The sequence below is a fragment of the Archangium sp. genome (genome assembly GCF_057119385.1).
Genome location: NZ_DBNGVP010000210.1, coordinates 15822 through 27045, shown reverse-complemented (window position 1 = coordinate 27045; position 11224 = coordinate 15822). Strand labels below are relative to the sequence as shown.

The following is an 11224-nucleotide window of genomic DNA, read 5'->3' as shown; positions in this document are numbered from 1 at the left end:
CGCCGGAGTACCAGGAGGCCCTCGAGAAGGCCGAGAAGCAGGGGGTGCTCAACGCCTCGGCGGACGACATGGCGGTGAGTGCGTTTGACCACGTCACCTTTGGTGTGCCGCTGGGCAGCTACCACTTTGTCGCCACCTCCCTCCATGGCGTGTGGTTGCTCCGGAACGGCGAGATGGAGGAGGGCACGCGTGAGGCGGCACCTGCGTTGGTGCTGGCCCTCATCGGGGGTTACAAGGGCGTGCGCTACCTTGCCAAGGGGGAAGGCGCCGCGGGCGTGCGCTTGCGCCTGCGCACCGGGGTGCAAGCTGTGGAATCGCGGCTTCGGGCCCTGACCGAGACGGCGCGGCAGCTCCAAGAAGTGATGAACCTCCAGGGCCTGCGCGACCTGGCGGGCTACATCCGGGCCAGCCGTGAGGCAGGGCGCTTCGTGGTCGAGGGAGGGGCGGACGCCGCGCTGGCGCTGTACGAGGCCCGGGGAAATGTGGCCAGTGCACGGCCCCTCATGTCCAAGGCCAGGTCTGGGGCCTCGGGCTCCCCGCCCGCGAAAAGCGGGGCGGGCGCCGGGGAAGCCGCTGGCTCGGCGGACGAAGCCGCACGTCTCTCCCCCAAGACGGCCGTTGTCGGGGAGCGGTCTGGCACCCTGGCCTCACTGGTGGATGAGGGCGTAGGCCACACGCGGGAGGTGGTGGAAGCGAAGCTCGCCGCGGCGGAGCTCGAGGCCACGGGCCCGCGCCTGCCCAAGGACGTGGCGGTCCTCGAAAAACACCGCCCCTCCCTCGACGCCCCACCGCCCGAGGCCCGGGGCAACCCGCGCTGGCGCGAGTACGTGGAGTACTACAACGAGCGCTTCAGGGAGGTGGAGCAGGGCAAGGCCAACAAGGGCACGCTGAAATGGGCAGGCTACGAGCAGTTGCGCGGGTGGTTTGCCCGGGGGCTGGCCTTCGAGCGCGACATGGTGAAGCTGCTGCAAGAGGACGCGCTGAAGCCTCGGGCCGAGCGCCTCTTCCTGGAGGACTTCGACAGGCCCCGCCTTGAAACGCAGGTGGGCGTGCGGAAGCCGGGCACCGGCCTGCGCTTCGCGGACGTGCTCGTCATCGAAGAGGGGGGAATTGGCGGAGGGCCACGGCGTGTGGAGGCGTTCAGTTTCAAGAGCCGAGATCTCGCGCTGCTAGAGGAAGAAGCACTGAAGGCGCAAATGAAGGCGGACGCGATTGAAGCTCTGCGGAAGTACGGCGAGACGTTGGATATCCGCCGAGGCTCCATCCAACCCTTCTTCCCAGGGAGCGGCGAGGTGCAGGTATCGAGAGTTCGCCTCATCTACGAGGGGGGCAAACTCATGCCCAAGAATGACAAGATGTTGAGGAGCGCCGTGAGCGAAACAGAGGCTGCGGTTCCGGGAGTCGAGGTGGTCGTCCAATGAAGTGGCTGAGTGTGCACGATCTGAAACCGGAGGATCTCCTGCGACTCGAGTTCGACACTGTCTTCGACCAGCAGGCGGCGCTGGAGGGACAGTTGGAGCCCTTTCTTCAGGCACTCGAGGAATACGCCGGAGAGTGGATGCCGGACATCGTCAACGGCAAGCGGCGCCGCAAATACTCCCGCGCCGCCGTCTGGAAGTCCCTGGAGGAGCGGCGCGACGAGAACAGCACGGTGTTCGGGCTCTATCGCACGAAGTGGCCCGCATTGGATATATCGCTCAGTCTCTGGTTTCCGCCGCTGCCTCCCAGACTGGGAATCTTCATCAACGTAAAGCCCCTCTCCTTCTTCGCGGAGGCGGAGCGCTGCCACCACTTCGTGGAAATGGTGAGGACATGGGCCTCCCATTATCCCGTCACGCATGCCGTGGCTCACAGCACTGATGACATGATACTGGCGGACTCTCCCAATTTCGGCCGCGACAAGAAGACTTGCCGCGAAGACGGGTTCGACAAAGTCTACGAGGTGTTCTGGCTCAACGTCTTCGGTCCCAAACTGGTGGAGACGGTTGGTCGCGAGCGAATGCTGTCCACCCCAGCCCACCGTGTGGAGGAACTGCCCAACGGCTCCGTCCTCCTGGTGACGTGGCCCACCGTGGCGGATTTCGCCAGCAAGGAGGCCCGGCTCGCACAGGCTCGAGCCCACGCCCACCTCCGGCCGGACCTTGATTTCGACACCGTGTTGCGTAACTTGCGTGAGCGCAGCGCCATGCTGGCCCCCGTGGAGCCTCGTTTCCACCCGGACCTGGCCCCGCTTCTCTCCCGGGTAGTGGACGGCGCCGCGAGTCACGAGCGTCAGCGGCGGATTGCCGAGCTCAACGCGTGGTGCCCTCCTGAGCCCGAGGAGTGGCGCCCCGCTGACGCTGCCCTGCCTGCGGATGTAGAGAATGTGGAGAGCGCTCTCCAGCAGTACAGCCTCTACGCCGAGCACCTTGTGGCGCTGCTGCACTCGGAGGTGCCCTCCGTTTTCAAGGCCACGCCCGAGTCGCTCACGGATGCCGACTACTACTTCTGGAGCGAGGAATTCCCCAAGAGCCGGCTGCGCGAAGCCATCGACGAGCACGCGGTGCCCGCCATTGGCGCGTACCTGGGTGAGGTGCTGGTGCGCAACCTGGGCGGCCGGTGGATTCCGCGCCAGAAGCTCGAGGAGGCTCAGGTACTCGTGGGCAACCGCGTGTGGCTTCCCTTCGTCCGGGCCCGCAACTACATGCGCTCGCGACAGTCGCTGCTGGACTGCTCCCTCACCTGTCTCTACCGCGTGGCGGAGCGGCACCGGGACTGACGGGCGAAACGACACGGGGCCTGCTGCCCTGCGCCTCAGTCGCCCACGGTCCTGCCCCTTACGGGAATGTTACATGGCCAAGGGTGACGGTGCGCTGACGCCCGGCGTCCCACAGGATGAGGGTGTACGTCCACCGGGCCTCCCTCTCCGTGGCGATGACGTCCACCACGACACCCTGGTCGCTCGCCTCTCCCGGCGCGTCCGGAAGGATGGGGGGCGGCTGCCAGAGCAGCACCGGCTTGAGCACTTCGTCCTTCGGGCCCCGGAGCGCCGCACCCGCCGCCGTCCAGGGCGCAGTGCCCGGATTCCGGAAGTACTGTTGATGGTCACCAGGAGGCGCAGGTTCCCGGTTGTAAACAGCCCTCCCGGGAGGGGCATCTGTCGGATGGATGTCTCCTTGCCTATCTCAGCCCCGCGTCCAGATCGCCCAGGATGGGGGGAGGCATGAGTCCGCCGGAGCCGCCCAGCCCCGCGTCCGTCGAGTCGAAGGGCGAGGGGTAGCTCGGCATGGGGTTGATGCCCGAGCCACCGAGGCCTCCATCCGTGTCATAGGGGGACGGAGTCGTCGTGGGCACGCTCCCCGGTGAAGGCGAGACGCCCGGTGGGGGCGTGAGCCCCGGGGGCGTCGGCGAGATGCCGGGCGTCGTGGGTTGTCCCGTGGTGGGATCGAACTGCGCGTTGGCCACCGCCAACGTGAACAGCGAAGCCCCGAGCACCGCCCCCGCCACCGCGAGCCGCTTCCTCAGATTCAGCGCCATCTTCCGCCTCCTGCCGTGCCTCTCTGGCGCCAGGAAGGTGGGTATGTCCGTGTGGGTGATGCAGCGAGCCCTGTCCCTTCCGTCCGGGGAGGAGGCATCCGCCAACCCCTTGTTTTCACGAGTGTCCCTCCCCCTCGGGTGATTTTGGCTTGACGCCCCGTGTCGGTCGAGTGCATTTACCGACCGGTCGGTAGGTCGTCCGGGTGGCGGACGGCTACCCACGGAGGACACGCGATGAACTCGGGGCGAAGGCCAGATGACGGCGAGCGCTACAGGACCATCCTGGAGACGGCGGCGCGCCTCATCTGCGAGCGCGGGTACGAGGGCACGTCGATGCAGGAGATCGCCGCCGCGTGCCGGATGACGAAGGCGGGGCTCTACCACCACGTGCAGAACAAGGAGCAGCTGCTCTTCGACATCATGAGCTACGGGATGGATGCCTTCGAGCAGCAGGTGCTCGACCAGGTGCGCCACCTGGAGGATCCCGTCGAGCGGCTGCGCGAGTGCATGCGGCTCAACATCCACCTGGTGACGGGCGGGTGCAGCAAGGAGGTCATCATCATCCTCCACGAGCACGCCACGCTCACCGGTGAGGCCCGGGCCTTCATCGACAGCCGCAAGAAGGCCTACGTGCGGTTCCTGGAGGACGCCTTCTCCGAGGCCGTGCGCCTGGGACGCATCCGGGCCGTGCAGCCCACCGTGGCGGCGTTCTCGTTCCTCGGCATGGTGCTGTGGATCTACAAGTGGTTCCAGCCCGATGGGCGGCTGTCGGCCGAGCAGGTCTCCAACGAGATGGTGGAGCTGCTCTTCGGTGGGCTCGCCACGCCCGCGGTGGCGGCCGTGCCTGGGGCGGGGGCTCCGCAGCTGTCGATCGTTCCCCCCGTGGCGGTGGGGGAGAAGTCATGAAGCCGGGCCGTTGGGGTTCGCTGTCCGAGCTGGTGGCCTCCATCCCGGATGGGGCGTGGCTGGCCCCGGGTGGCTTCATGCTGGGCCGCGCGCCCATGGCCATGGTGCTGGAGCTGATCGCCCAGGGCCGCAAGGATTTGAAGCTGATCTCCCTGCCCAACCCGCTGCCCGCCGAGTTCCTGGTGGCCGGAGGCTGCCTGTCGCGGGTGGAGCTGCCTTTCGGAGCGCTGAACCTGGAGAACCGGGTGCGGCCCATGCCCTGCCTCAAGCGGGCCATCGAGCAGGGGCGGCTGCAGTGGCGCGAGCATGACGGCTACCGCATCGTCCAGCGGCTGCGCGCGGCGTCCATGGGCGTGCCCTTCCTGCCCGCGCCGGACGCGGACGTGTCCGAGCTGGCCGACGCGGATCCGCTCCAGACGGTGGTGGATCCGTTCACCGGGCAGCGGGTGCCGGTGGAGCCGGCCTTCTACCCGGACGTGGCGCTCATCCACGCGCGCGCGGCGGACGAGCGGGGCAACCTGTTCATCGAGGACCCCACCACGGATGTGCTGGTGGCGGGCGCGGCCCGGCGGGTGCTGGCCACGGCCGAGGAGCGCGTGTCCAAGCTTCCCCGGGTGACGATTCCCGGCTTCCAGGTGGAGCGGGTGGCCCTGGCGCGTCAGGGAGCGCTGCCCACCGGGTGCACCGGGCTGTACCCGCACGACGACGCGATGCTGGCGGACTACCTCGCGCTGGCCGAGGCCGGGCGGGAGGCGGAGTTCCTGAGCGCGATGCTCCAGACGCGGAGGGCGGCATGAACGTGGCGCCCGCCGTGACTCCCGCGGAGCTGGTGGTCTCGCTGCTCGCCCAGGAGATCGATGATGGGGCGGTGGTGGCCACCGGAGTCGCCTCGCCGCTGGCCATCCTCGCCATCGCGGTGGCCCGGGCCACGCATGCGCCCGGGCTGACGTACCTGTCGTGTGTGGGCTCGTTGGATCCGGACCTGCCGTTCCTGTACCCCTCGTCCGAGGACCTCGGCTACCTGGAGGGACGCTCGGCGGAGATCACCATCCCGGACCTCTTCGACCATGCGCGGCGGGGGAGGGTGGACACCGTCTTCTTCGGGGCCGCCGAGGTGGATGCGCAGGGGCGGACGAACATGACGGCCTCGGGCAGCCTGGAGCGGCCGCGGAGCAAGTTCCCCGGAGTGGCGGGGGCGGCGACGCTGCGGCAGTGGGTGCGCCGGCCCATCCTGGTGGTGCCGCGCCAGTCGCGCCGCAACCTCGTGCCCGAGGTGCAGGTGGCGACCACGCGGGATGACCACCGCCCGGTGAAGCTCATCTCCGACCTGGGCGTCTTCGAGCTCGGGGCGGGCGGGGCCCGGCTGCTGGCCCGTCATCCCTGGGTGGAGCTCGAGGCCATCCAGGAGCGCACCGGTTTCTCCTTCGAGGTGGAGGAGCCGCTGCCCGTCACGCCGCTTCCGGATGCGCGCACCGTGTCCGCCATCCGCGCCATCGATTCCAGAGGCCTCCGAGATCAGCTCGTGGGCGCCTGAGTCTTCCATACCCAGACAGAGTGTCTTTACCGGCCAGGGAGTGCCCCCATGAAGGCTGTCGTGCTGCGTGAGTTTGGTGAGGCGAGCAACTTGAAGCTGGAGTCCGTGCCCGATCCCCGGCCGGGACGAGGCGAGGTGCTCATCCGCGTGCATGCCTGCGGCGTCTGCTACCACGACGTCATCAACCGCCGGGGCAACCTGCCGCGCACGCACGTGCCCGCCATTCTCGGCCACGAGGCCGCTGGCGAGGTGGTGGAGGTGGGCCCGGACACGCCGGGATGGAAGGTGGGCGACCGGGTGGCGACGCTGCAGCGGCTCTCGTGCGGCGAGTGCGCGCTGTGCAAGAGCGGGCGCAACAGCCTGTGCAAGAAGGACAACCGCTTCTTCGGGGAGGAGCTCTCCGGAGGCTACGCGCAGTACATGACGGCGCCGGTGGCGGGACTGGGCCGGGTGCCCGCGAACCTGCCCTGGCCGGTGGCGGCCACGGTGTGCTGCACGCTCGGCACGGCGGTGCACACGGTGCGCACGCGCGGCCGGGTGCGGGATGGGGAGACGGTGCTCATCACCGGGGCGAGCGGTGGCGTGGGCCTGGCGGCGGTGCAGCTGGCGAAGCTGGACGGGGCGCGAGTCATCGCGGTGACGTCCGGTGAGGCGAAGGTGCAGGCGCTGCGCGAGGCGGGCGCGGACGAGGTCATCGTCTCGCGCGGGCTGGACTTCGCGTCCGAGGCGCGGCGGCGCACGGGCGGCGAGGGCGTCAACGTGGCCATCGAGATCGTCGGCAGCGTGACCTTCGGGCAGACGCTGAAGGCGATGGCGCCGGGCGGCCGGGTGGTGGTGGTGGGCAACCTGGAGACGGGCACGGTGGACCTGAATCCGGGCCTGGTCATCGTGAAGGAGCTGGAGATCCTCGGGGCGTACGCCACCACGCGCGAGGAGCTGGACCAGTCGTTGCAACTGGTGGCGGACGGGAAGATCCGTCCCTTCGTGGCGGAGGCGGTGCCGCTGGCGGAGGCCGGGAGGGCGCACTTCCGTCTGGAGAACCGCGAGGTCGCGGGCCGTCTGGTGTTGGTTCCCCCCGAGCTGCAGTGAGCCCACGAGGCTGAGGAGCTTTCCATGAAGAAGCAGGTTGGAATCGAAGCGCTGGCCATCGCGGTCCCCCGCCGGTACGTGGACATCGAGGACCTGGCCCGGGCCAGGGGTGTGGATCCCGCGAAGTTCACCGCGGGCCTGGGTGCGAAGGAGATGGCGGTGGCGGATCCGGGCGAGGACTCGGTGTCGCTCGCCGCGAGCGCCGCGTCGCGGCTCATCCAGCGCAACGGCGTGGATCCGTCGAAGGTGGGCATGCTGGTGGTGGGCACGGAGACGGGCGTGGACCACTCGAAGGCGGTGGCCTCGCACGTCCAGGGGCTGCTGAAGCTGCCGAGGACGATGCGGACCTACGACACGCAGCACGCGTGCTACGGCGGCACCGCGGGGCTGATGGCGGCCGCCGAGTGGATTGCCTCGGGCGCGGCGGCGGGCCGCTCGGCCATCGTGGTGTGCTCGGACATCGCGCGCTACGGGCTGAACACGGCGGGCGAGCCGACCCAGGGCGGTGGCGCGGTGGCGCTGCTGGTATCGGAGCAGCCGGACCTGCTGGCGCTGGACATCGGGCTGAACGGCGTGTGCTCCATGGATGTGTATGACTTCTGGCGGCCGCTCGGCCGGCGGGAGGCGGTGGTGGACGGGCACTACTCCATCAGCTGCTACCTGGATGCGCTCTCGGGCGCGTACCGCGGCTGGCGCGAGCGCGCGCTGGCGCACGAGGTGGTGCGCTGGAGTGACTCGCTCCCGGGCGAGCAGCTCGCGCGCATCCTCTACCACGTGCCCTTCTGCAAGATGGCACGCAAGGCGCACACGCAGCTGAGGCTGTGCGACCTGGAGGACGCGCCGGGCAGCCGCAACAGCACTCCGGCGGCACGCGAGGAGGCGGCCAAGTCGCAGGCCAGCTACGAGGCGCAGGTGGCGTCGTCGCTGGGGCTCAACGCCCGCATCGGCAACGTGTACACGGCGTCGCTGTACCTGGCGCTCGCGGGGCTGCTGCATGGGGAGGGCGCCGCGCTGGCCGGCAAGCGGGTGGGCCTGCTGTCCTACGGGAGCGGGTGCGTCGCGGAGTTCTACTCGGGCGTGGTGGGGGAGGGGGCCGCGAAGCGGATGGCCCAGGCGGACGTGGAGGCGGTGCTCGCGAAGCGGGAGCGCGTCTCGGTGGAGGAGTACGAGCGCATCATGCGGCTGGCCTCGGACGCGCCGGAGCCGTTGACCCCGGCGCCGGGGGAGTTCCGCCTCAAGGAGATCCGCGAACACCGCCGCATCTACGCCGCGGGCTGAGACCAGCCCAGACGCCTCTACGTCGAAAGGACGGTGGACGGATTGAATACGCAGACATCACAGGAGCCATACATCTTGTCCGTTTCTCCGCCAGTGTTGGAGCTCGTTGAACCTCCGTCCCTCGCCGTGGAACTGCTGCGGGCCGCCGTGGCCCGCCGCTCCGCGCGTCCGAGCGATGTGCCCCGGCTCGAGGTGCACATGCGTTCCTTCACGCCGGATCCGCGGCAGCTCGCGCTCTACCGTGAGGTGTGCGACTTCCCGGCGGACGGCTACCTGCCGTTGACCTATCCCCAGGTGCTCGCCGCGCCGCTGCACCTGGCCCTGCTCAATCGCTCCGAGTTTCCCTACCGGCTGCTCGGGATGATCCACGTGCGCAACCACATCCGACAGTACCGCCGGCTGGCGGAGGGCGCTTCGCTCTCCGTGGTGGCGTCGGTGGAGGGCCAGCGCGAGGTGCGGCAGGGCCGCGAGCTGGACCTGCACACCCGTGTGGAGCAGGACGGGGTGCTCGTGTGGAGCGCCGTCACCACGATGCTGCGCCGCCTGCCCGGTGCTGGCGAGCGCTCTCGTGAGGAGCGGCCCGCGAGTGCCACGGCCGCCGCCACGCAGGAGGACGAGCTCTTCGCCCGCAGCCGTCCCGCGTCGTGGAAGGTGACCGAGGACACGGGCCGCCGCTACGCGCGGGCCTCGGGGGATTACAATCCCATTCACTTGCATGCGTTCACGGCGCTGGCCTTCGGGTTTCCGCGGGCCATCGCGCACGGCATGTGGACCGTGGGCCGCTGCGTGGCGGAGATGGGCGAGGCGGCTGAAGCGCCTGCCCTCACCCTGACGTCGACGTTCCGCCGCCCGCTGCTGCTGCCCTCGCGGGTGGTCTTCCAGACGGCGGTGCAGCGGGATGGCGCCGTGGCCTACCGCGTGAAGTCCGATGATGGCCAGCCGCACGTCATGGGCCAGCTGTCACCCGGTGCTTCCTCTGACGGCGTGAACGCGGGTCCGCGCTGAGCTCCGTGCCCAATAACTCCTCGCTCCGTGCCCATTTCCCCTCGCTCCGTGCCCATTTCCCCTCGCCCTCCGGGAGAGGGACGGGGTGAGGGTGCCACGGATCTCGAGTTGAACCCCGTGCCCACACTGTTGGCCACGGGTTGAAGAACGGATTCAGATACCCTCACCCCGACCCTCTCCCGAGGGGAGAGGGATCAGTGACCAGGAGACAACACACGGTGCTCCGGCCCTGAGCACCTGTCTTGTTCCTGACGTCATGGAGCTCGCGTGCACCCCCGTCTCTGTCGGAGGCGGGAGGGACACTGCGGGGCACCATGAACGCAAGAGAAACTCCCCGCTCCACGAGTGAAGAAGGCGTGGGGCTGTACGTCTTCTGCTTCGCGCGCGCGGATGCTGCCGGAGTCGCGGTGGGCCAGGGCATCGACGGAGCAACGCCGCTCGGTGCGAGGGTGCACGAGGACCTCGCGGCCATCTGCTGCGAGGTGCCGCTCCACGAATGGACAGGGGAGGTGGGCGAGCCCCACTTGAAGGACTTGGCCTGGCTCGGGCCGCGCGCCCTGCGCCACGAGGCCGTCATCGAGCAGATGATGCACGCCTCCCCGGTCCTGCCATTGCGCTTCGGGTGCCTCTTCTCCTCGGCGGAGCGGCTCGAGGAGCTGCTCCGCCGCGAGCGGGCGCGGATCTCGGCCTTCATCGAGAAGGCAGCGCACGAAGAGGAGTGGTCGCTCCAAGGACTCCTGGATGTGAGGGCCTGCGAGGAGGCCATGCTCGCCGCGGACCCCCGTGTGGCGAAGCTGCCGGTGCAAGGGGGCGCGCGGTACTTGATGGAGCAGAAGCTGCGGAAGGACGCGGTGCGCGCGGCGCGTGCGTGGGCCCAGGAGACCCAGACGGAGCTCGCGCGGGCCCTCGAGGGACTTGTGCTCGAGCGGCGTTCGCTGCGGCCCCCTTCGCGCAACGCGGAGCAGCCGGAACGGGAGGGCGTCTTTCATTGGGCTCTCCTCCTGCCGCGAGGCGCGGAGGCTGAGCTGTCCAGACGGCTCGAACCCCTGGCGGAGCAGCTGTCGGCGCGCGGCCTGCACCTGTCGGCGCGAGGGCCCTGGCCTGCCTACAACTTCGCGCCGACCCTCGGCGACACGCCCGGCGACGCGAGCGAGGTGCGGACTCATGACTGACAGGCCTGGTCTGCTGCTCCATTGCATCGCGGACGCGCGGGCGGCGTTGCCGCATGGAGCTCGAGCGGAGTGGCTCCAGTGCATCGTGCACGGTGGGCTCGCGGCCGTGGTCTCGCCCATCGCGGAGCCCGCCCGGGTGGAGGCACCCACGAAGGCGGACCTGCTCGAGTATGCGCGTGTGATCCGTTCGCAGCACGCCGTGGCCGATGTGGTGCCCATGCGCTTTGGCTGCATGCTCTCCGGAGAGTCAGAGGTGCGCGCCCACCTCGATGAGCAACGGGACACCTACGTGCGCGCGCTCACGCGTGTCGCGGGCTGCGTGGAACTGGGAGTGCGAGTGCTGCTCTCCGTGTCCCCTCCACCCACCGAGCCAGACACGGCCGTGAAGCCGATGCACCGCTCCGGAGCCGCGTACCTCGAGGCCCGTCGGCGGCACTACTCCGCGGAGAACCGGCTGCGCGAGCAGTGCGAGGCGCTGGAGCAGTCCCTGCTCTCGAGGGTGGCGCCACTGTGCAGGGAACACCGCACGGAGTTTCCATCCCCGCGCCCGGGCGAGCCCGCGCTCTGCTCGCTGTATTTCCTGGTGCCGCGCGAGCAGGTGAGCGCATTCCGCACGGCGGTGTCGTCAATTCCTGTCGAAAATACAGACATCACGCTGAGCGGGCCGTGGCCGCCCTTCAATTTCGTGGCGTGATTCTGTCCATTGACAAACATGTCGGAGCCC

General features: G+C 69.3%; 11 protein-coding genes and 1 pseudogene. 10 read left to right on the top strand and 2 right to left on the bottom strand.

The window, feature by feature from the left end; translation table 11 throughout:
- Both AC16DP_RS47985 and AC16DP_RS47980 read left to right on the top strand, forming a co-directional pair.
- Window positions 1-1421: pseudogene (locus AC16DP_RS47985) on the top strand (hypothetical protein); the annotation flags it as partial.
- A complete protein-coding gene (locus AC16DP_RS47980; protein WP_329735244.1) occupies window positions 1418-2758 on the top strand; it encodes a hypothetical protein in 1341 nt (446 codons plus the stop codon). The pseudogene AC16DP_RS47985 and the gene AC16DP_RS47980, both read left to right, overlap by 4 nt.
- Window positions 2759-2816: 58 nt before the next feature.
- On the opposite strand, the gene AC16DP_RS47975 is transcribed toward AC16DP_RS47980, so the two are convergent.
- On the bottom strand, window positions 2817-3005 hold the full coding sequence (locus AC16DP_RS47975) for a hypothetical protein (protein WP_414640824.1): 189 nt from the start codon (window positions 3003-3005) through the stop codon (window positions 2817-2819).
- A gap of 154 nt (window positions 3006-3159) precedes the next feature.
- Window positions 3160-3516, bottom strand: a complete 357-nt coding sequence (locus tag AC16DP_RS47970; protein WP_329735243.1) for a hypothetical protein — start codon at window positions 3514-3516, stop codon at window positions 3160-3162.
- Window positions 3517-3750: 234 nt separating this feature from the next.
- On the opposite strand from AC16DP_RS47970, the gene AC16DP_RS47965 reads away from it, so the two are divergent.
- The 8 genes from AC16DP_RS47965 to AC16DP_RS47930 all read left to right on the top strand — a co-directional run bounded on the left by AC16DP_RS47965 (window position 3751) and on the right by AC16DP_RS47930 (window position 11194).
- Complete coding sequence (locus tag AC16DP_RS47965; protein ID WP_329735242.1) at window positions 3751-4422, top strand: TetR/AcrR family transcriptional regulator; 672 nt, start codon at window positions 3751-3753, stop codon at window positions 4420-4422.
- Window positions 4419-5219 carry a CoA transferase subunit A gene (locus AC16DP_RS47960; RefSeq protein WP_329735241.1) on the top strand — a complete coding sequence of 267 codons (801 nt, stop codon included), beginning with the start codon at window positions 4419-4421 and terminating at the stop codon, window positions 5217-5219. The genes AC16DP_RS47965 and AC16DP_RS47960 overlap by 4 nt, the downstream gene beginning before the upstream one ends.
- Window positions 5216-5956, top strand: a complete 741-nt coding sequence (locus tag AC16DP_RS47955) for a CoA-transferase subunit beta (RefSeq protein WP_329735240.1) — start codon at window positions 5216-5218, stop codon at window positions 5954-5956. The genes AC16DP_RS47960 and AC16DP_RS47955 overlap by 4 nt, the downstream gene beginning before the upstream one ends.
- Window positions 5957-6004: 48 nt before the next feature.
- On the top strand, window positions 6005-7045 hold the full coding sequence (locus tag AC16DP_RS47950; protein ID WP_329735239.1) for an alcohol dehydrogenase catalytic domain-containing protein: 1041 nt from the start codon (window positions 6005-6007) through the stop codon (window positions 7043-7045).
- Window positions 7046-7069: 24 nt separating this feature from the next.
- Entirely contained in the window at window positions 7070-8323 is a 1254-nt protein-coding gene (locus tag AC16DP_RS47945; RefSeq protein ID WP_329735238.1) for a hydroxymethylglutaryl-CoA synthase family protein, read from the top strand.
- A 75-nt stretch (window positions 8324-8398) separates the two neighbouring features.
- The gene (locus AC16DP_RS47940; RefSeq protein ID WP_329735237.1) at window positions 8399-9328 is read left to right on the top strand and encodes a MaoC family dehydratase; all 930 of its coding nucleotides are present in this window, start codon (window positions 8399-8401) and stop codon (window positions 9326-9328) included.
- Between the two features lie 314 nt (window positions 9329-9642).
- Complete coding sequence (locus AC16DP_RS47935) at window positions 9643-10500, top strand: GvpL/GvpF family gas vesicle protein (protein ID WP_329735236.1); 858 nt, start codon at window positions 9643-9645, stop codon at window positions 10498-10500.
- A complete protein-coding gene (locus AC16DP_RS47930; protein ID WP_329735235.1) occupies window positions 10493-11194 on the top strand; it encodes a GvpL/GvpF family gas vesicle protein in 702 nt (233 codons plus the stop codon). The genes AC16DP_RS47935 and AC16DP_RS47930 overlap by 8 nt, the downstream gene beginning before the upstream one ends.
- The last annotated feature ends 30 nt before the right edge of the window (window positions 11195-11224 follow it).

Coding starts and splice junctions, on each gene's coding strand:
- AC16DP_RS47980 (WP_329735244.1), top strand. CDS start 1,418: ATGAAGTGGCTGAGTGTGCACGATCTGAAACCGGAGGATCTCCTGCGA.
- AC16DP_RS47970 (WP_329735243.1), bottom strand. CDS start 3,516: ATGGCGCTGAATCTGAGGAAGCGGCTCGCGGTGGCGGGGGCGGTGCTC.
- AC16DP_RS47965 (WP_329735242.1), top strand. CDS start 3,751: ATGAACTCGGGGCGAAGGCCAGATGACGGCGAGCGCTACAGGACCATC.
- AC16DP_RS47960 (WP_329735241.1), top strand. CDS start 4,419: ATGAAGCCGGGCCGTTGGGGTTCGCTGTCCGAGCTGGTGGCCTCCATC.
- AC16DP_RS47955 (WP_329735240.1), top strand. CDS start 5,216: ATGAACGTGGCGCCCGCCGTGACTCCCGCGGAGCTGGTGGTCTCGCTG.
- AC16DP_RS47950 (WP_329735239.1), top strand. CDS start 6,005: ATGAAGGCTGTCGTGCTGCGTGAGTTTGGTGAGGCGAGCAACTTGAAG.
- AC16DP_RS47945 (WP_329735238.1), top strand. CDS start 7,070: ATGAAGAAGCAGGTTGGAATCGAAGCGCTGGCCATCGCGGTCCCCCGC.
- AC16DP_RS47935 (WP_329735236.1), top strand. CDS start 9,643: ATGAACGCAAGAGAAACTCCCCGCTCCACGAGTGAAGAAGGCGTGGGG.
- AC16DP_RS47930 (WP_329735235.1), top strand. CDS start 10,493: ATGACTGACAGGCCTGGTCTGCTGCTCCATTGCATCGCGGACGCGCGG.